Source organism: Lujinxingia vulgaris (genome assembly GCF_007997005.1).
Lineage (GTDB): Bacteria > Myxococcota_A > Bradymonadia > Bradymonadales > Bradymonadaceae > Lujinxingia.
Genome location: NZ_VOSL01000036.1, coordinates 1 through 19,854, shown reverse-complemented (window position 1 = coordinate 19,854; position 19,854 = coordinate 1). Strand labels below are relative to the sequence as shown.

Sequence of the window (19,854 nt, the reverse complement as noted above, 5' to 3'; positions counted from 1 at the left end):
GTAACGCTTTGTAGTGCAACGATTTTATTGGAATATCTCGCCGCTACACCCTTACAGCGCATCACGGACGCCGACTCCACATGCTGTCCCCCCAATACACCGACAACCCTCAAGGCGCGCGCTCAAAGAGCGTGGCCGCTCGCACCTCCTCAAGAGAGCGAGACCCCGCCAGCCCCATGGTCAGGTCAAAGTCGGCTTTAAAGTTACGCAGCACCTCCACCACCCCCTCCTCACCACCGGCGGCCAGCCCGTAGACATAGGGCCGGCCCAGGAGCACCGCGTCCGCCCCCAGCGCTATCGCCTTAAAGACATCGGCGCCGGTGCGGATCCCGCTGTCAAAGAAGATCGTCAGATCCTCGCCAACGGCCTCGGCGATCGCCGGAAGCGCCTCAATCGAGCTGAGCGCCCCGTCGACCTGACGCCCCCCGTGGTTCGACACCACGATCCCGTCGATGCCGTGCTCCCGCGCCAACGTCGCGTCTTCCACATGACAGATGCCCTTGAGCACAATCGGCAGGTCGGTGCACTCGCGCAAAAAGCTCAGATCCTCCCACGTCAGCGATGGCCTCGAATAAATCCCCGTGAATTTGCGCACCGCAGCCAGCGCCTCGCCGCTGGTCAGGCTCTTGAAGAAGCCGTCGGGATAGTTGCCGGCAAGCTCCATAAGCACGCGGATCGTGGCCAGGTTGACCTTGCGCTCCGGGCCCACCTCCTGCTCGAGCTCATCCTCTTGAAGAAGGCGCCGAAAGACCGGATCGGAGGTGTACTGCGCGATCCCCTTCCCCCTCAAAAAGGGCAGGTACGCCAGATCCAGATCCCGGGTGCGCCAGCCCAGAAGCGTCGTGTCCAGCGTGACCACGATCGCCTCACACCCGGCCTTCTCCGCGCGCTGCACAAGACTTTTGACCAGATCGTTGGAGACGCTCCAGTAGAGCTGAAAAAAACGCGGCGTCTGCCCCAACTCCCGGGCGCAATCCTCCATCGGCACCGAGGCCTGGTTGCTAAAAATCATCGGGACGCCTTCACGACGCGCCGCCCGCGCCACGGCCAGATCCGCCTCGGCATGCGCCATCTCCAAGACGCCTATCGGCGCGAGCATGTAGGGCGAGGGGTAGCGGGTCCCGAAGATCTCGACGGAGGTATCGCGCACCGAGACATCGCGCAGCATCCGCGGCACGATCGCCCACCTCTCAAAGCCCTGACGGTTGGCCGACATCGTGCGCTCCATCCCCGCGCCACCGGCCACATACCCGAAGGCTTCCGGGCTCATCGCCGCACGCGCGCGCTCTTCCAGCCCGCAAAAATCCACCGGCACCGCCGGAGGCTGCCCGCTGACCCCGCGCACATAGATCTCGGTCTGACGCTCGCGACCGATGCCCGGCGTTGAGGTGGAGGGAGACGTCGGTTTCTGAGGCTTCGACATGGGGGCTCCTTAGGCCAGAGCATCAACGAAGTTCGCAAAAGATGCGTCTCATCCACGATTCGCCAGCCGCGGCTGCCGGCTCCTACATGAGCGCTGCACGCTTGAGAGACGTACAAAAGTTCGATGCGCTGAGCTTTGTCTGCTGGTTCCACAAGGTCAAGCCTCACAGCCCGGATCCCGGTGCAATCGCCGTCCGCCCCCCCGCTCAACACCCAGGGCAGAGCCATGCTGATGTCGTGTGAAAACGTCGAAAGAAACCTCTCTGCTTCCCCGAATGACAAAACCGGGTTCCACATCAAAGAGCTGACGGTCATTTATAGCATACAGATTCGCTGAGGCTCACCCGGGCGGCCCTGAGGCTCACAGATGCCAGAGGCCGTGCAGCAACCTGACCAGCCATTGGGCGCTGTGCAGTTCATGCCTTCCATAGCGGTGCACGGACGTGTCTCAGTCCGGCTCGTCGTCGAGCAGCTGCCATTGGAGCAGACGCGATCGGTGCAACTTCGTGCCTGATTTCCATGGCACGTGCCGTAATTGACCAGACAAAATCCCCATCCCTCGCAGCTGGTTCCCCCACAGCTCTGCCCATCGGTGTTCCTCGAGCAACTCCCCGAGACCGTATCGCTGACCGTCGAGCAGCTTCCGTTGCTGCAGAAGCGGCGGTAGCGGGTGCGGTAGCGGGTGCCCGTCTCGTCACAACTGTTGCTAAAGCCGCCACAGCTGCCCCAGGAGCCGTAGGTCGTCGTCCCGCAGCTGTCGCCGTCAGTATCGCGGCTGCAGTTCCCGGTCTCGGTGGTGGTGTTCGACGAGCAGCTCCCGCCCGAGCAGGTGTAGGTGGTCACACTTCGGGTACGCGTGCCCGTCTCATCACAACCGTTGGCATACCCGCCGCAGGCAGACCAGCTGCCGGTCTGCGTCGTGCCGCAGCTATTGCCATTGGTCGAACGCGAGCAGCTCTGCGACTCGGTCGCCGTCGAGGTCGTGCACGTGCCGCTGGAGTTGCAGTTGTAGTCGGTGCGCGTGCGCGTCTGCGTCCCGGTGGTATCGCACGTCGAGCTGTACCCGCCGCAGCTGCCCCAGGAGCTGTAGGTCGAAGTCCCGCAGCTGTTGCCCGTGACGCTGCGCGTGCAGCTCTGCGTCTCGGTGCGGTTGACCGTGGTGCAGGTGCCATTCGAGCATGTGCGGTCCGTCGCCGTGCGCGACTGCGTTCCCGTTCGATCGCAGGAGTTGGAGAATCCGCCGCAGCTGCCCCAGGAGCCGTAGGTGGTCGAGCCGCAGGTGTCCCCGTCGGTGTCACGCGAGCAGCTACGGCTCTCGGTGAAGTTCGAGCTCGTGCAGCTTCCGCCCGAGCAGTCGTACTCGGTGCGCGTGCGCGTCTGCGTGCCCGTCTCATCGCAGCTGTTGGAGAAGCCGCCGCAGGCCGACCAGCTTGTGTAGTCGTTGCTGCCGCAGCTGTTGCCGTCGGTCACCCGGGTGCAGCTCTCGGTGACCGTGTCGGTGGTGCTGGTGCAGCTTGAGCCGGCGCAGGTCCGCGTGGTGCGCGAGCGGCTGCGCGTGCCGGTGGTATCGCAGACGTTGGCAAAGCCGCCGCACGCGCTCCAGGTCCCGTAGGTCACGCCGGCACCGCAGGTATCGCCATCGGTGTCGCGGGTGCAGCTCTGCGACTCGCTAAAGGTCGAGGTCGAGCAGCTCCCGCCGGCGCAGTCATACTCGGTGCGCGTGCGCGTCTGGGTTCCGGTCTCATCGCACTCATCCGCAAAGCCGCCGCAGGCCGACCAGGCGGTGAAGTCGTCGCTGCCGCAGCTCGTGCCATCGGTATCACGCGTGCAGCTGCGGCTCTCGGTGAAGTTCGAGGAGGTGCAGCTCCCGCCCGAGCAATCAAACTCGGTGCGCGTGCGCGTCTGAGTACCGCTCTCATCACACACGTTGTCGAAGCCGCCGCAGGCCGACCAGGCGGTGAACGCATCGTCGCCGCACTCGCTGCCATCGGTGTCGCGCGTGCAGCTCTGGGTCTCGGTCGCCGTCGTGGTCGAACACATGCCGCCCGAGCAGTTGAAGTCGGTGCGGGTGCGCGACTGCGTCCCGGTGGTATCGCACACATTGGCAAAGCCGCCGCACGCGCTCCAGGAGGTGTAGGTCGAGTCGCCGCAGCTCTCCGAATCGGTCTCGCGGGTGCAGCTCTCGGTCTCCGTCGTCGTCACAGACTCACAGCTGCCGCCGGCGCAGGTCCGCGTCACCACCGAGCGGCTGCGCTCACCGGACTCGTCGCACACGTTGGCAAAGCCACTGCACGCGCCCCACTCCCCGTAGGTCACGCCCGCGCCGCAGCTGTCGCCATCGGTGACCCGGGTGCAGCTCTGCGACTCAGTGCGATCCACCGAGGAGCAGCCGCCGTTGTCGCAGATGCGGTCGGTGGCGGTGCGGGTCTGGGTACCCGTGGTGTCACACTCATCGTCAAACCCGCCGCAGGTGCCCCAGCTGGTGTAGGTGGTGTCGCCGCAGCTCACATCGTCGGTGTCGCGGGTGCAACTCTCGGTCTCGGTGGTCGTCACAGACTCGCAGCTCGAGCCGGCGCAGGTCCGCGTGACCACCGAGCGGCTGCGCTCACCGGTCTCATCGCAGACGTTGTCAAAGCCGCCGCAGCTCGTCCAATCGCCGTAGGTCACGCCTTCGCCGCAGCTCGTGCCCGCGGTGTCGCGGGTGCAGCTCTGCGACTCGGTGCGATCCACCGAGGTGCAGCTGCCCTCGGCACACAGGCGATCGGTCGCCGTGCGCGTCTGCGTGCCCGTCTCATCGCATTCATCGTCAAAGCCGCCGCAGACGCCCCAGTCGCTGTAGGTGGTCTCACCGCAGCTCACATCGGCGGTGTCGCGGGCGCAATCGGCGCGAACTTCCGTCTCACTCGTCGTCACAGACTCACAACTTCCGCCGGCGCAGCTCCGCGTCACCACGCTCCGGGTGCGCGTGCCTTCCAGCGCGCAAACCGTCGCGTACTCGCAGGTCTCCGACCAGTCGCCGTAGGTCACGCCCTCGCCACAGCTCTCACCGGCGGTCTCACGCACACAGGCCGAGGTGTCCGTCTCGGTGGTCGTCACCGCCTCACAGCTGCCGCCGGCGCAGCTCCGCGTCACCACACTTCGGGTGCGCTCACCGTTAAGCGCGCACTCCGTCGCGTACTCGCAGCTGCCCCAGTCGCCGTAGGTCACACCTTCGCCGCAGCTCGTGCCATCGGTGTCGCGGGTGCAGCTCTGCGACTCGGTGCGATCCACCGAGGTGCAGCTGCCGTCGGCACACAGGCGATCGGTCGCCGTGCGCGTCTGCGTGCCCGTCTCATCGCATTCATCATCAAAGCCGCCGCAGACGCCCCAGTCGCTGTAGGTCGTCTCGCCGCAGCTCACATCGGCGGTGTCGCGAGCACAATCCGCGCGAACTTCCGTCTCACTCGTCGTCACAGCCTCACAACTTCCGCCGGCGCAGGTGCGCGTCACCACGCTCCGGGTGCGCGTGCCTTCCAGCGCGCAAACCGTCGCGTAATCGCACGTCTCCGACCAGTCGCCGTAGGTCACGCCCTCGCCACAGCTCTCACCGGCGGTCTCCCGCACACAGGCCGAGGTGTCCGTCTCGGTCGAGGTGACCGACTCGCAGCTGCCGCCGGCGCAGGTCCGCGTCACCACACTTCGGGTGCGCTCACCGTTGAGCGCGCACTCGGTGGCATACTCGCAGCTCGTCCAATCCCCGTAGGTCACACCCTCACCGCAGCTCTCACCGGTGGTGTCGCGGGTGCAGCTTCCGGTCTCAACCTCTTCGCGCGGCGCACAGCTGTCGTCAGCAGCGCACTCAAAATACGTGACGGTGCGGGTGCGGGTGCCTTCCAGCGCGCATTCGTCGGCAAAGCCGCCGCACGCGCTCCAGTCGCCATAGTCGGGCTCCTGGCACTGCACCCCGCCCTGATCGCGGCTGCAGCTCTGCGTCTCTTCTCGCTCGCTCGGCACGCACTCGCCACTGCCGCAGGCGTAGCTCGTGATCACGCGGGTCTGCGTGCCCGTCTGGCTGCAGGTGCCGTCAAAGCCCACGCAGGGGCCCCACTCGCCAACCTCTTCGGCGCCGCACTCCAGCTCGTCGGTCTCAAGCGCGCAGCTCTCCACCTCTTCGGTGATCGTCTCCGCACAGCCACCTTCGGCGCAGCCATACGTCGTGATCTCGCGGCGGCGCTCACCTTCCAGCGCGCACACCGAGGCACCATCGACCGCCTCGCAGCTCGACCATTCACCCACGATCGTCTCGCCACACTCCACCGCGTCGGTCTCGCGCACGCAGCTCTCCACCTCTTCGCGCTCGGTGGGCTCACAGCTCTCCGAGGCGCAGGCAAAGCTCGTCACCGTGCGGCGACGCTCACCTTCATAGGTGCACAGATCATCCTCGGCGCCTTCCAGCGCCTCACAGCTCGACCACTCCCCGAAGATCTCCTCGGCGCAAACTTCAGCTTCGGTCACGCGCTCGCAGCTCTGCGACTCCTCAACCTCCTCCGAGGCGCACACGCCATCTTCACCGCAGCTGAAGACTTCAACCAAACGCGTCTGCACGCCGGTCTGGGTGCACACATCGCCTTCATCAAACTGGCAGTCGCCCCAGGGGCCGGCCAGCGCTTCGCCGCAATCCTCATTCACACCGCACTGCTGGCCAACCTCGCAGGCCTCGCAGGATTCGCCGCCGCAATCCACATCGGACTCATCGCCGTTCTGCACGCCATCGTCGCAGGTGGGCACCACACAGCTGCCCTCCACGCACTCGGCGCCTTCTTCCGAACATCCGCTCGCATCCTGACAGGCCGCGTAGCACACCCCGCGGTAGCAGGTCTCCGCATCGGCGCAGATCACGTCGTCGCAGCTCAGCGCGGTGCAGGCGCCTTCAAAGCAGCGCTCTTCAGCGCCGCACTCCGCGCTCTCATCACACGCCGCGTAGCACTGACCGCGGTAGCAGGCCTCGCCATCGTCGCAGGCCACGCCTTCGCAGCCCACGCCCACGCAGACCTTGTCCTGGCACAGGCCGCTTGCGCAGTCGCCCGCCCCCTCGCAGCCTTGCCCCGGCTCGCAGGCCTCACACTCCGAGCCGCCGCAATCCACGCCGGTCTCTTCACCGTTTTGAACGCCGTCCTCACAGGTCGGCGCCGGGGTCACATCGCCCCCATCCACCGAGGCGTCCGGCAGCGGGGCGTCCGGCACATCGAGCAGATCCCCCACGTCCAGATCGTCGCCGACACCGGGGCGCACAACCTCCCCATCCGTATCCGAACACGACAAAAGTCCCAGAGTTATGAGCATCACAACCAGCCATGAGCTCAACCATCGAGAAGGTAAAAAAGTCATCAAACTGCCTTAACGCGCTGTATGTTCAGGGAAAAGGAGCCGCCAGACACAGCGCTCCATGCAGCCCGGACGCTCTCACCTCCCCCCTGTGAGGAGCCCGGCCGCCGGCGCTTTTGCGCCTTCATCATGATGTAAACGACTGTTTCGCTCCTCCCCTTATGTTACAATTAATCACAAGAATCCAGATAAAAGTGGGAATAAGAAGAACTTTTTCAAAATACCAGAGGGTCAGCCCCTCCCTGGAACGCACCATCCACCCACAAAAAAAGCGCCCCCGGGACAACTCCCGGGGGCGCTCTTTTCATATCGCGAACATAGCGCCTGGGCGCGGTTCAGGCTTTTATCGCAGAATCAATTTTCGACCTGCTGAAGCTCGGCCTCAAAGCGCTGCTGCAGGGCGGTATCTTGCTGAAGGCGCTGCGCGAACATCGCGTACTCCTCAAAGGCCATGCCCGACTCTTCGACCACCGCCTGCACTTTCGTGATCGCCTCCTGCTGTACTTTCTGCGCTTCTTCAGGCGACTGCACCGCAGCCATCTTCTGCTGCACCTCGGCCTGAACCGGCTGCGTGGCCACATAGGCCTGAACAAAAGACTTCACCTGCGCGTCGTCGATCTCCCCCTGCATCATCCCCGTCGGCCCGGGGGCCTGCGCGCCCTCCGGGCTCGCTGCCTCATCTCCGGAAGCCGCGTTATCGTCGGCCTCTTCCTCGTCATCGGCTCCCGGCTCTTTGATCGCCTCGGGAACTTTGGACTCATCGCGGGCGCTCTCGGCGTTCACCTCGGCCTCGGTTTGCAGGTCGGGCTCGTCGGCCACCTCACAGGCCATCAGCCCGCCGGCGACGAGCGCCAGCAGAAGTCCACGCAGCACGCCATTCCGGTGAATTCGGGTCTTCAGCTTCATTCTTACTCCTTGTTGCATATGAGTCATCGAGGCTCGCCAGCCCCGGCTTCCCAGGTCTGACCTATCAAAGCCAAAGAGACGCAAGATACGTTCCACCCCCGCAATGGGCCCTGATTGCCCCGATTTACGCCATTCTGACCTTAAAATGTGTGCAGATCTGCGACATGTTGCAGATCGCAACACCGCCTGGCCTCTAAGTTGCCGCCTGATGAGGTCGCGCCTACCCCCGGCCGTTGGCCCGCTCCTGATAGCGATCCGCCACGATATCGCGCAACGCCCTGGCCTCCACCCCGGCGGACTCATTGACAATCGAGGCCTCCAGGATCGCCTTCGGATCAACCTCATGCACCGCCGTGCGCAGCCGCGCATACGAGAAGCGGTCGATGATGCAGTAGATGATATGGCGCGGCTCCCCGGTGTAGCCCCCTACCCCCTGCAGGATGGTCACGCGCATCTTCATCTCTTCGACCAGCTTGCGGCGGATGGGCTCGCAGTTGTCGCTGATGATCATCACCGAGACCACCTGGTTGAACCCCTCCAGCACGAAGTCGATGACCTTGGTGACCAGGAAAAACACCGCCACCGAGAACATCGCGCTCTCCAGGCCAAAGACCAACGCCGCCCCGCTCAAGATCACCACGTTGATCGAGAGCAAAAAGGTGCTCACCGGGATGTTAAAGCGCTGGTTGGCCCAGACCGCCAGCATCTCAGTGCCGTCGATCGCCCCGCCATTTCGCACCACGATGCCCACGCCCAGGCCCAGCAGAAGCCCCCCGTAAAGAACGATGAGCACCTCCGAGGTGGTCACCGCCGGGACCTCGCGCAAAAGCGCCAACCCCAGCAGGGCCACGGCGTTGCTGTAGCCGGTGCGCCAGGCGAACTTTTTTCCCAGCGCCCGTGCGCTGATCACCAGGATCGGGCCGTTGAGGCACAACAGAAAAAGCCAGATCGGCAGCCCGAAGAGCTTTGCCCCCATGATCGAGAGCGCCGTGGTGCCGCCGTCGACCAGGCTGTTTGGCGCCAGAATCAGCTCAAGCGCCATCGCCACAAGGATCGCGCCCACCGTCAACATCAGATAATCCACAAAGGTGCGCATCGCCCCTCACAGCTTCTCACCATCATCACTCACCACGGAGCAGCTCGACCATCTTCTCGGTCAACCCCTCGGCCCGGGCCGCCTGGACGCTCTCGCGGGCGAGCAGCGCCTGGCTGTAGGCCTGCGCCTGTTCCAATCCGTCGAGAAGATCGCCCCAGCCCATCGCCTCCATCGACGCCCAACGCGTAAAGACCGGTGCCAGCGTGGCGTCCACGAGCCCAAACGAGGCGCCGGCAAAATACGGCCCTTCCCCGCGCTCGCGCAAGGCCCCCTCAATGCGCTCCAGCGCGCTGCGCACCGTCGCGCGCCCCTGCTCCACGCGCAGCGGATCGCCGCCGGCAAACCACAGCGTCGCAAGCCCCTCCATCAGCACGTCGTTGGCGAAGGCGATCCAGGCCCGAGCGCGCGCACGCTCCACCGCCCCCTGCGGAAGCAGCGCCGGCTCGGGCAGCACCTCGTCCAGAAACTCATTGATCACGCTCGACTCGAAGATCGGTACCTCATCGGCCACCAGCACCGGCACTTTGCCGCGCGGTGAGAGCTTGAGAAACCAGTCGGGCTTATTCTTCAGATCGATGAAGACCTGCTCAAAGGCCTGCCCCTTCTCATGCAGCACCACACGGCTGCGCTCCACATAGGGGCAGAGATCAAACGAGATCAGAGTATAGGTCGACGACATCTTCACGCTCCTGCCTGGGGTCTCAGATAACGGCACCGTGCCGACCTCCAACCACAGCACGGCCGCGTCGTCGTCAACCCTGCGCGCGCGCATCTCGGCGTTGCGTCAACGCAACTTCTCCGAAAATGCCCCCCTCAGCTATCCTCGTCGAAAAAACTCAGGTCCCCGGCCCGTAGCGCAACTTCTCGGCGGTGCCCGCCGTCAGGCGAAGATCGCCGGTGAGGCTGCGCAGCGCGGTGCGGATCCCCTCTTCGACCACCGGGTGGTAGAAAGGCATATCCAGCGCATCAAACACCGTCATGCCGCTCTGCACCGCCCAGGCCAGCAGATGCGCGGTATGCTCGACGTCCGGCCCGAACATCTCCGCGCCGCAGAGGCGGCCGGTGTCGCGATCGGCGTAAATGCGCACCAGCCCCTTATTCTTCGCCTCCACCCGCGCGCGGCCCTGGTTGGCATACGAGACCTCGCCGATGCCGCAGCCGTCTTTATCGAGCTTCTTCCAGCCGCAGCCGACCACCGCCATCTGCGGATCGGTGAAGGTGATCGCCAGGGGCGCGCGGCGAATCTGCGCGCGAATGTCCGGGAACTTCGCTGCGTTGCTGCCCGCGATACGCCCCTCATCGGCCGCCTCATGCAAAAGCGGATAGTGGTTGGCCGCGTCACCGGCGATGAACACCGGCAGCTGCCCCACCTGGGTGGTGCGCGGGTCAAAGGAAGGCTGCCCCCGCTCATCGACCGGCACGCCGGCCTCCTTAAGCCCCAGCCCGTCGAGGTTAGGACGGCGCCCGGCGGTCACCAGAACCTTCTCAAAACGCGCCTCACCGGGCTGCTTCTGGGCGTCATGCCAGCGCAGCACAAAGCCGCCCTCGCCATCGGTGGCCTCGCTCACATCAAACGCGTCGATGCCCAGGTGCAGGTCGAGCTCGTCGCTGAGCACCTCGTGAATCACCTCGGCGACCTTCGGATCCTGGATATGCGCGAGCTCGTTGAATGGTGAGAAGAAGGAGACCCGCACGCCCAGCCGGTGCAAGGCCTGGCCGAGCTCCAGCCCGATCACCCCCGGTCCGACCACGGCCACCGACTCGGGAAGATCTTCCCACTCAAAGACATCGGCGCTGGTGGACAACTTCTCTTTGAGTGGCACCAGGTTGGGCGGGAAGTAGGGGCTGGAGCCGGTGGCGATCACCACCGCCCGGGCGGTGATCTCCATCTCCTCATCGCTCCCCTCTAAAGCCACCCGCACCGTCGTCGTCGACGTCAGCCGGGCTCGCCCCCGAATCCTCACCTCATCGGGGATGCGCTCGGTCTGCTTGAGCACGAAGCCCACAAAGCGGTCGCGCTCGCGCCGCACCCGCTCCAGCACCTCGCGCCCCTCAATGCGCACCCCTTCGGGGTGCACCCCGAAGGTCGGCGCGTTCTGGGCCGCCGCGGCCGCATCCGCCGCAGCGATCAACAACTTCGAGGGCATGCACCCCACCCGCGCGCAGGTGGTGCCGTAGGGGCCATCTTCGATCAACGCCACGCTGGCGCCCGCTTTACGCGCCGCGCTCTGGGCCCCAAGCCCGGCTGTTCCCGCCCCGATCACCACCACATCCACGTCGCGCTTTTGCATCCGAAAGCTCCTCACTGCTGTGTTATCGGTCGCCCGTATTCTAGCTCCAGCGCTCGGCGGCCTGGCGCAGCACATCGATCACGCTGACCACACCCACCACCTCGTCGCCCTCCACCACCGGGAGCGCGCCAACGCGGTACATCAAGAGCGCCTCCACCGCCCGGGCGACCTCATCGTCAGGGCCGACGGTGACCACGTCCCGATCCACCAGAAAACGGCTCTTGATGATCGTGGCCACCGGCTCTTCCAGCACGCCCTGCACGTCGGCCGGCGAGAGCATCGTAAACACCCCGGGCATCGAGTGAATGAAGGTCAGGTCGCGGTCGCTGACCATGCCCACGATCCCGTCGCCGTCGACCACCGGCACGTGACGTATGCCCCGCTCTCGCATCAGCGAGAGCACCGCCTCGATGCTCGTCTCGGGGCTGACCACCACCGGATCGCTCGTCATCACCTCGCGCACCTTCATCCTTACCTCCTGCGACGGCGCGCGCCGCGCGGTCTCATGCCCCCGCACACACACCCGCCATGTCATTGATAACAAAGACGAATTCACCACCGCGCGCCGATGAGCAACGACTCAACCCTCGATCACGACCCCTGCCTCGCGGTATTCACGCAGGCGATACTGGACCTTGCGCACGCTGATGCCAAGCATCTCCGCGGTCTCCGCGCTGCTGCCGCCGGTGGCTTCGTAAGTGCGCAAGAGCGCGTAGCGCTCGATCTCGGCCAGCGTCGACCCGGGGATCTGCACGCCGATCTCACCGGGGGCTGCGCCGCTCTGGCGAAGAAGCTCCGGGGGCAGGTGACGAAGCTCCAGGCGTTTGCCATCGGTGAGCACCACCGCGCGCTCGATCACGTTCTCCAGCTCGCGCACGTTTCCGGGCCACTCGTAGCGCTCCAGGGCGCTCATCACCTCGGGGGCGACCTCCTCAATGCTGCGGCCGTTCTCCTGGGCGTATTTGGCCACAAAATGCCGCGCCAAAAGCGGCACATCGCCCGGGCGCGCGCGCAACGGCGGCGCCTCGATATGAATGACGTTGAGGCGAAAGTAGAGATCTTCGCGAAAACGCCCGGCTTTGACCTCCGCCTCCAGATCGCGGTTGGTCGCGGCGACCACGCGCACATCCACCGAGATGGTCTTGTTGCCGCCGACTCGCTCAAACTCCCGCTGCTGCAAGAACCTCAGGAGTTTGACCTGGATCGCTGGCGAGATCTCGCCAATCTCATCGAGGAAGAGGGTGCCGCCGTTGGCTTCTTCGAAGCGGCCTTCGCGCCGGGCGCTGGCGCCGGTAAAGGCGCCCTTCTCATGGCCAAAAAGTTCGCTCTCCAGAAGGCTCTCAGCGAGCGCGGCGCAGTGCAGGCGCACAAAAGGTTTATCGACCCGCCCGCTCTTCTCATGGAGCATCCGCGCGATCAGCTCCTTACCGGTGCCGCTCTCGCCGGTGATCATCACCGTGGCGCGTGCGCCGGCCACCTGGTCGATCATCGCAATCAGCGACTGCACCGCCGGGCTCGCCCCCAAAATCTTCGTGCGCGACTGTTCGCGCTGCTCGGCGTGGCGCGCGCGCAGGTTGGTGAGCTCGCGGCGCTCCTCAATGCGCTCCATCGCCCGGGAGAGCACCAGCGAGACCGCGTCGAAGTTCAGAGGCTTGGTCAGGTAGTCGTCGGCGCCGGCCTTCATCGCCTCCACCGCGCTCTCCACGCTGCCAAAGGCGGTCATCACCACACACCCCAGGTCGGGCTGCTCCTCGCGCGCCTTTTTCACCAGCGTGATGCCGTCCATCACCGGCATACGCCAGTCGGTCAGAAGCACCTCACAGGGCCACTCGCGCAAGATCCCCAGGGCCTTAAAGCCGTCGCCGGCCGACGAGACCTCGTAGCCCTCATCGCTGAGAAGTTCCACCAGCGCGCGGCGGGCGTGGGGCTCATCGTCGACCACCAGGATGCGGCGTTTGCGCTGCGGCGCCTGAGTCTCAGGCGTCGTCTCAACGCGCTCCGCGGGAGAAACAGCCGTCTCATCGGTCCATGCACTCATCGCTCAACCTCGTCCTCCGCGTCACGCCGCGGGTAGGGTAAGTAGACGGTAAAGGTGGTGCCCTCGCCAGGTCGCGAGAGCACATCGATGGAGCCGCCATGCGCCTCCACAATCTTGCGGGCGATCGCCAGGCCGATGCCCGTGCCCGAGGCCTTCGAGGTGTAGAAAAGATCGAAGATCCGATACTTCATCGCCGGTGACATCCCCTGGCCGCTGTCGCCAAACTCCACGCGCAGCCCGCTTTCATTCTGCACAACCTGCACCCGAATGTGCCCCCCCTCGGGCATCGCTTCAACGGCGTTGGTCATCAGGTTGATAAAGACCTGCATCAGGCGGTCGCGGTCGCAGACCATCACCGGATCGCCATCGACCTCAATGTCCATCTGCACCCCGCCGGCCTCCAGGGTGAGGTCGTGGTTGCGGCGGATCTCATAAAAGATTTCGGCCACATCGGTCGGGCCGGTGTGGATGTCGACGGGTTTGGCAAAGTCCAGGATCTCGGAGTTCAGCCCCTGAATGCGGCGCAGCTCCGCGCGCACCGCTTCGAGCACCTGGCCGTAGACCCCCTCATCGACCTCGGAGCTGCGCAGGCGACGCTCCAGCAGCGTCATCTGCAGACCGATGGCGTTGAGCGGGTTGCGCACCTCGTGGGCCAGGCCGGTGGCCAGCGCCGCCGGAATCTCCAACTTCTGCTTCATCAGCGAGTCCCAGTAGGACTGCACCATGATCGTCAGCTCGATATCCAGGATGCGATCCACGCTGGTCACCGCATGACGCAGGCTCTGGATGCTCGGATCGCGCTCCAGGCGCGCCTCCAGATCGCTTAAGATCTCCAGAAAGCCGTGACGGATCAGGTTCATCGCCCCGAACATAAACTGCGGCAAGAGCCCCACGTTCACATGCACCCGGCCGATATGCTGGCGATGCGCAAAATACGCGTCGTCATAGCGCCCCTCAAAAAGCTCGCCGAGCCAGACTTTGAGCGAGGCGCGCAGCCGATCGATCTGCTCCGGCCCCACAAAGACGCCGCGGGCGCGCGGGTGCGCCATCAGCGCGTCGTAGAACGCCCCGACCACCTCGGCGAAGCGGGGCTCCACCAGGGGGCCCAGCGCCTTGAGGCGAGCGGCGTCGTCATCGGTGAACCCGACATAACTTTTGATCTCGTCGAAGAAATGCATCACGGAGTAACTCGGAGGTTCGAGGGGCCGACATCACCCCGGATGGGCGAGGTCGGTGCTCGGGTCAGATCGTCAAAAACCCGTCGCGGATCACTGCCGCCCGACAGCGGGCGGCCCGGACATCAAAGGAAGGCTCCCGGGTGCGGCAGAATGTCGCGACGACCGGGGCTAAAGCAAAAGCGGTGCCACCACGGGGAGTCCGTGCCACCCGAGAGGGCGATGGTCCTTATCTGGCGCGCCTTTACGCGGGGTCATCGCGCTAAAATGAAGCGCCGCGCGCGGGAAGTCCGGCGCAAACTACGCAGCACGGGCGCAGCACAGGCGCAACTTCTGCACCAACCAGAAGCATTGCGCAAATATTGCAGCAACACCACCTCAACCCCATCCCCGGAACGGGGGCTCGCAGGGCTTCTGTAGGGGGCGTCGCGCGAATTTCGCGCGACACGCTTCCCCCGCATCGGCACGCCAGCGCGCGACGATTCGCCGCATTCACCGGCGTGTCGTGGTAACGAGGGCGGCCGGGTGATGCCCCCACCCTCGATCTTTTTGAAACCTCTGGCACAGGCTTTGCTCTAACCGACGATGACGCTTGCTGGCGAGCTCCCCGCGCAGTCGGATTCGCCACGACGCAGGCTTTTGTTGGTGTCTGACTGCGCTACTTTGCGAGGTTCCTATGGCCGCACCCTGCATCTCGATGCCTGTCTCCGCCCCGGTCGACGCCCCCACGCCCGCGGTGCACCCGCTGGCGCGCCAGCGCGCTCGTTCCTCGCGTGACACCGATCTGCACGCCGACTCGCTGACCACCTACATGAATCAGATCCGCCGCATTGAGATCTTGCCCAACGAGATCCAGGACCGCCTGGCCCGCGCCTTCTTAGAAGAGGGCGACGAAGAGGCCGCCAAGACCCTGGTCTGGGCCAACCTGCGCCTGGTGGTGAAGGTGGCCACCGACCTGCATCGTCCGGGCCACGATCTTCTGGACCTGATTCAGGAAGGCAACCTCGGGCTGACCGAGGCGCTGACCCGATTTGATCCGGACCGCGGCACCAGCTTTGTGGGCTATGCGCACTTCTGGATTCGCGCGCTGATCTTCAACTACCTGCTCAACCACACCTACCCGATCCGCATGGGCAGCTCGCGCGACAGCCGCAAGCTCTTCTTCAACTTGCGTAAGGCTCGCCGCCAGCTGCGCAGCCGCGGGCTGGAGCCGACCGCCGAGAACGTGGCCGACTACCTGGAGGTCGACGTCGACGAGGTCGAGCGTGTGGCCACCCTTACCGGCGGCGGCTTCACTCGTCTGGACGCCCCCTTAAGCGACGACTCCGAGACCACCGGCCGCGACATGCTCGCCAGCTCCGAGCCCGACCCGGAGGAGGCCGCCCACGACCACCTCTTCTACGAGCGGCTGCGCGGGCTTGCCGAGGAGTTTGTGAACACCATCGACGACGCGCGCCGTCGCCAGATCTGGCATGAGCGCATGCTCGCGATTCACCCGCGCCAGCTCGACGATCTGGGCGATGAGTTCGGCATCTCCAAAGAGCGCGTGCGCCAGCTGGAGATGGACATGCGCAAGAAGTTCCGGGTGTACATGGAGACCTACCACGCCCCCACCCTCCAGGAATACCTGGCGCACTAATGCCTCGATAAACCCTTGAATCAAAAGGGGTTTTCGCACCAGGCAAGCGCGAGGAGGTGGCCATCATCGAGCTCGGTGAGGGCCACCTCCCAGCGCGCCGGGTCGTCGTCGGGGAGCGCGATAAGTCGGGGAGCGTCGCCCGCATCGAGATCGAAGATCACCTCGTTGAGGCCGGCGCTGATGCCGCGCCCGTCGGCCTTCATCCAGGCCTCTTTGAGCACCCAGAGCTCCAGAAAACGCCGGCGTCGCGCGCTCACCTGCCCCTCGTCGGCTTTATTGTTTAAATCGTTTAAATCGTTTAATGCGCTCAAAGCGCGCTGCTCGTACGCCGAAAAGAAACGCTCGGCGACGTTGCGGTGATCGACCCGCCGGGTGCGATGCTCAATATCGACGCCCACCCGCAGCCCACGAGCCGCAGCCAGCACCACCCGCTCTTCGCTATGGGCCAGGTTAAAATCAAAGCCGGGAAGCCGCGGGAACACCAGGTGGGGCCGCTCCAACGCGCTCTTCTCAAAGACCAGTTCCTGCGGCATGCACCCGGCGAGCTCGCTGAGGGTCGAGCGCGCCAGCCCGCGGGTGATCAGGTCGCGTCGACGCAGGCGCTCAAGCGCATAGCGCTCATGGCGCGCAAGCTCCTCGTTGCTCATCCAGTCCCGCACCTCCTCGCCAGCCCGCAGCGAGAGCGCTCCGACAGCCGCGCTCTTCACGATCACCCCGGCGCTCCGAGCGGCCTCGATCACCACCTCCTCCACCTTCAGCTCCGAGCCACCGGCGCCCTCTTCCCCTCCTCGCCCGCTCTTTTCACCGCTGAAACACATCGTCGCTCCTGCACCCGATCGTGAAACATCTTCCGCACCACGCGGAAAAATGTTCCGTGCAACGCCCTCGTCGCAGACCTCTCGCGGAGGTTTTACCTGAGCCGCCGACGTTTTTTTAGCGACCTTCAAACATGCGTCCGAGCTTCGACAAAAAAAAAAAAACGCCACGCAAACTTTGCGCGGCGCTCGTTGTCGCTCCCAACGCTACCCCATCACAACGACCCCGGGTCATACCGGGCCTGCGTCGCTCAACCGGCGTTAATCCCCGTTGCTCTGCCGCTTCATCGGCGCCAGCCCCCCTCGCCAGGCCTCCCCGCTGCGCGCGGCCTGCTCCTCGGCGATAAACGCCTGCGCGGCGGCCAGCCGCGCGCTGGCCACCCGGTATGGCGAGACGCTCACATAGTCCAGGTTCAGCGCCTCAAAGAAGCGAATGGAGTGGGGCTCCCCGGCGTGCTCCCCGCAGACGCCGGCGGCCAGCTGCGGATAGACCATCCGCCCCTGCTTGAGCGCCTGTCGCATCAGAAGTCCCACGCCGGCGCGATCGAGGATCTCAAAAGGATCTTCGGTGAGCACGCCCTGGTCGCGGTAAGCCTCCATAAAACGAGCGGCGTCATCGCGGGACATCCCCCACATCAGCTGGGTGAGATCGTTGGTGCCAAAGCTGAAGAAGTCGGCCTCCAGCGCCAGCTCCCCGGCCAGCAGCGCGGCGCGTGGCACCTCCACCATCACGCCCACGGCCACATCGGCCTCGCGACTTAAACCGTAGAGGTGCCGGGCGACCGCGTCGTTGATCACCGCGATCAGATGCCCGGCCTCCCCCGGGTCGGCGACCATCGGGATGGCGATCTCCACCCGGGTTCGCACGCCCTCATCCTGCACCTGCCGCGAAGCCTCGACGATCGCCTGCACCTGCGCCTCGTAGATCTGCGGGTAGACCATCGCCAGCCGCCCGCCGCGAAACCCCAGCATCGGGTTGGACTCGCGCAATGCGTCCACGCGCCAGCCCACCGCCTCCTCGCTGATGCCCAGCGCCTTTGCCACACGCTTTCGCCCGGCGGCGGTGCCCGGTAAGAACTCGTGGGCCGGAGGATCGAGCAGACGCACCATCACCGGCAGCCCATCCATGTGACGCAAAATCTGCGCAACCTCCTGACGCTGGAAGTTCACCAGGGCCTCAAGCCCCTCCTCCCGCGACTCCCAGTCGGTGCTCAGCAGCACCTGGCGCATCGCGAGCACGGCCTCACTGCTCTCCAGGATCATATGTTCGGTGCGGCAGAGGCCCACCCCCTCGGCGCCCATCTCGCGCGCCAGCTCGGCCTCCGCGGCGCTGTCCACATTGACGCGCACCTCCAGGCGTCGATAGCGGTCGGCGAGTGTTAAGAAGGTCTTCAGCTCGCCGGTGATGGTGGGGTCTTTGAGCTTGAGCGCCCCGGCAAAAACCTCCCCGGAGCCGCCGTCGATCGTGATGGCGTCGCCTTCTTTAAAGAAGTCGTCGCCCAGGTAAAACCCGCCCTCCTCCTCGTCGATGCGCAACGCCCCCACGCCACAGACGCAGGGGGTGCCGATGCCGCGGGCCACCACCGCCGCGTGCGACGTAAGCCCGCCCTGGGCGGTGAGCACGCCGACGGCCGCGTGCAGCCCCTCCACATCATCGGCGGAGGTCATCGGGCGCACCAGAATCGCATCCTCACCGTCTTCAGCGAGCGCGACGGCGCGCTCCGAGCTCAGCGCGATCCGGCCGGTGGCCGCCCCCGGGGAGGCGGCCTGCCCGCGGGCGATGGGCTCGGGCGGCGAACCGGCGATCTGGCGGTGCAACGCCCGCTCCAGGTGCAGCTTCGGGTCGACGCGTAAGATCGCCTCCTCCTCGTCGATCAAACCCTCCTCGCACATCTCCAGCGCCGCGCGTACTGCGGCCTGGCCGGTGCGTTTGGCCGCGCGGGTCTGCAACATCCACAGCTTGCCGCGCTCCACGCAGAACTCCACGTCCTGCATGTCGTGGTAGTTGCGCTCGAGCTCCTGCATATACCCGCAGAGCTCGGTGTACTGCTCGGGCATCAGGCGTTCCATCGCCGCCATGCCCCCGTGCTGCTCCTCGTTCATGCCCAGGGGGCCCGGGGAGCGGCGCCCGCCCACCACATCTTCGCCCTGGGTGGCGATCATGTATTCGCCATAGGGCCGGGCCTCCCCGGTGGCCGGGTTGCGGCTAAAGGCCACCCCGCTGGCGCTCTCATCGCCGAGGTTTCCAAAGACCATCACCATGATGTTGACCGCCGTGCCCCACCCGCCGCCGTTCATACGATGCAACTTGCGGTAGGCCCGCGCCCGGGGCGCCTCCCAACTTCGGAAGACCGCCTCCACCGCCCCCCACAGCTGGCCGAAAGGTCCGCGGGGCACATCTCGCCCCGTGACCTCCACGGCCTTCTGGCGCATCGCCTCGCTGATGGCAAAGAGCTCCTCCCAGCCCAGGTCGTGATCGTCGTCGACGCCGGCGCGGCGGCGGTGGCGCACCAGCACCTCTTCGAGCAGGGCGTCGTCGACGCCCATGACCACGCTCGTGTACATCTGCACAAAGCGGCGCAGACAGTCGTAAGCAAAGCGACGGTCGCCGCTCTGGCGGGCGAGCCCCTCGACGCTGTCTTCGCTCAGCCCCAGGTTGAGCACCGTGTCCATCATCCCGGGCATGCTGCGCGCCGCCCCGGAGCGCACGCTGAGCAAGAGCGGGTTGTCGGTGTCGCCAAAGCCCCGACCGGTGCGTTTCTCCAGCCAGGCGATGCCCTTACGCACCTGCATCTCCAGCCCCTCCGGAAAGAATCCGTGCTCGAGATAGCTGCGGCAGGCCTCGGTGGTCAGGGTCATCCCGGGGGGGACCGGCATGCCTAAGCGCGCCATCTCCGCCAGCCCCGCTCCCTTGCCGCCGAGCAGCTCTTTTTGCGAGCCATCGCCCCGGGCGTGGCCCTCCTCAAAGCGGTACACAAAGATATCGTCGGTGCTCATCGTCTCCTCCTCCACGTCGGAATCCTGCGGGGGCGCGCGTCGCGGGCCGCCGGCGGGTCGGGCTCTCGGGGGCCGGGCGCCTCGGCCTCATGAGGGGGCCGCGCCACGGTG

11 protein-coding genes and 1 pseudogene are annotated in these 19,854 nt (G+C 65.6%); 1 reads left to right on the top strand and 11 read right to left on the bottom strand.

Annotation, left to right across the window (positions count from 1 at the left end; genetic code table 11):
• Positions 1-109: 109 nt before the first annotated feature.
• The 9 genes and pseudogenes from FRC96_RS07120 to FRC96_RS07080 form a co-directional block, all read right to left on the bottom strand.
• Positions 110-1,423, bottom strand: a complete 1,314-nt coding sequence (locus tag FRC96_RS07120) for a lactate 2-monooxygenase (RefSeq protein WP_146973815.1) — start codon at positions 1,421-1,423, stop codon at positions 110-112.
• 314 nt (positions 1,424-1,737) lie between these two features.
• A complete protein-coding gene (locus FRC96_RS07115; RefSeq protein ID WP_146973814.1) occupies positions 1,738-6,744 on the bottom strand; it encodes a hypothetical protein in 5,007 nt (1,668 codons plus the stop codon).
• 396 nt (positions 6,745-7,140) lie between these two features.
• Entirely contained in the window at positions 7,141-7,692 is a 552-nt protein-coding gene (locus FRC96_RS07110; RefSeq protein ID WP_146973813.1) for a DUF4168 domain-containing protein, read from the bottom strand.
• A 261-nt stretch (positions 7,693-7,953) separates the two neighbouring features.
• Positions 7,954-8,788: pseudogene (locus FRC96_RS07105) on the bottom strand (YitT family protein); the annotation flags it as partial.
• Between the two features lie 25 nt (positions 8,789-8,813).
• Positions 8,814-9,467 carry a glutathione S-transferase family protein gene (locus tag FRC96_RS07100; RefSeq protein ID WP_230469965.1) on the bottom strand — a complete coding sequence of 218 codons (654 nt, stop codon included), beginning with the start codon at positions 9,465-9,467 and terminating at the stop codon, positions 8,814-8,816.
• A 157-nt stretch (positions 9,468-9,624) separates the two neighbouring features.
• Complete coding sequence (locus FRC96_RS07095; protein WP_146973810.1) at positions 9,625-11,079, bottom strand: dihydrolipoyl dehydrogenase; 1,455 nt, start codon at positions 11,077-11,079, stop codon at positions 9,625-9,627.
• 40 nt (positions 11,080-11,119) lie between these two features.
• Entirely contained in the window at positions 11,120-11,548 is a 429-nt protein-coding gene (locus FRC96_RS07090) for a CBS domain-containing protein (RefSeq protein WP_230469964.1), read from the bottom strand.
• Positions 11,549-11,659: 111 nt separating this feature from the next.
• Positions 11,660-13,117 carry a sigma-54-dependent transcriptional regulator gene (locus tag FRC96_RS07085; protein ID WP_146973808.1) on the bottom strand — a complete coding sequence of 486 codons (1,458 nt, stop codon included), beginning with the start codon at positions 13,115-13,117 and terminating at the stop codon, positions 11,660-11,662.
• The gene (locus FRC96_RS07080; protein ID WP_230469992.1) at positions 13,114-14,295 is read right to left on the bottom strand and encodes a protoglobin domain-containing protein; all 1,182 of its coding nucleotides are present in this window, start codon (positions 14,293-14,295) and stop codon (positions 13,114-13,116) included. The genes FRC96_RS07085 and FRC96_RS07080 overlap by 4 nt, the downstream gene beginning before the upstream one ends.
• A 673-nt stretch (positions 14,296-14,968) precedes the next feature.
• Here FRC96_RS07080 and FRC96_RS07075 point away from each other — a divergent pair.
• A complete protein-coding gene (locus tag FRC96_RS07075; protein WP_146973806.1) occupies positions 14,969-15,931 on the top strand; it encodes a sigma-70 family RNA polymerase sigma factor in 963 nt (320 codons plus the stop codon).
• 20 nt (positions 15,932-15,951) lie between these two features.
• Here FRC96_RS07075 and FRC96_RS07070 read toward each other — a convergent pair whose 3' ends face one another.
• The gene (locus tag FRC96_RS07070) at positions 15,952-16,749 is read right to left on the bottom strand and encodes a 4'-phosphopantetheinyl transferase family protein (RefSeq protein WP_146973805.1); all 798 of its coding nucleotides are present in this window, start codon (positions 16,747-16,749) and stop codon (positions 15,952-15,954) included.
• A 258-nt stretch (positions 16,750-17,007) separates the two neighbouring features.
• Entirely contained in the window at positions 17,008-19,743 is a 2,736-nt protein-coding gene (gene ppdK / locus FRC96_RS07065; RefSeq protein ID WP_146973804.1) for a pyruvate, phosphate dikinase, read from the bottom strand.
• Positions 19,744-19,854: the final 111 nt, after the last annotated feature.

Excerpts from the sequence above, each read along its gene's own strand:
- FRC96_RS07120 (WP_146973815.1), bottom strand. The coding sequence starts at position 1,423 with ATGTCGAAGCCTCAGAAACCGACGTCTCCCTCCACCTCAACGCCGGGC.
- FRC96_RS07115 (WP_146973814.1), bottom strand. The coding sequence starts at position 6,744 with ATGCTCATAACTCTGGGACTTTTGTCGTGTTCGGATACGGATGGGGAG.
- FRC96_RS07110 (WP_146973813.1), bottom strand. The coding sequence starts at position 7,692 with ATGAAGCTGAAGACCCGAATTCACCGGAATGGCGTGCTGCGTGGACTT.
- FRC96_RS07100 (WP_230469965.1), bottom strand. The coding sequence starts at position 9,467 with ATGTCGTCGACCTATACTCTGATCTCGTTTGATCTCTGCCCCTATGTG.
- FRC96_RS07095 (WP_146973810.1), bottom strand. The coding sequence starts at position 11,079 with ATGCAAAAGCGCGACGTGGATGTGGTGGTGATCGGGGCGGGAACAGCC.
- FRC96_RS07090 (WP_230469964.1), bottom strand. The coding sequence starts at position 11,548 with ATGAAGGTGCGCGAGGTGATGACGAGCGATCCGGTGGTGGTCAGCCCC.
- FRC96_RS07085 (WP_146973808.1), bottom strand. The coding sequence starts at position 13,117 with ATGAGTGCATGGACCGATGAGACGGCTGTTTCTCCCGCGGAGCGCGTT.
- FRC96_RS07080 (WP_230469992.1), bottom strand. The coding sequence starts at position 14,295 with ATGCATTTCTTCGACGAGATCAAAAGTTATGTCGGGTTCACCGATGAC.
- FRC96_RS07075 (WP_146973806.1), top strand. The coding sequence starts at position 14,969 with ATGGCCGCACCCTGCATCTCGATGCCTGTCTCCGCCCCGGTCGACGCC.
- FRC96_RS07070 (WP_146973805.1), bottom strand. The coding sequence starts at position 16,749 with ATGTGTTTCAGCGGTGAAAAGAGCGGGCGAGGAGGGGAAGAGGGCGCC.
- ppdK (WP_146973804.1), bottom strand. The coding sequence starts at position 19,743 with ATGAGCACCGACGATATCTTTGTGTACCGCTTTGAGGAGGGCCACGCC.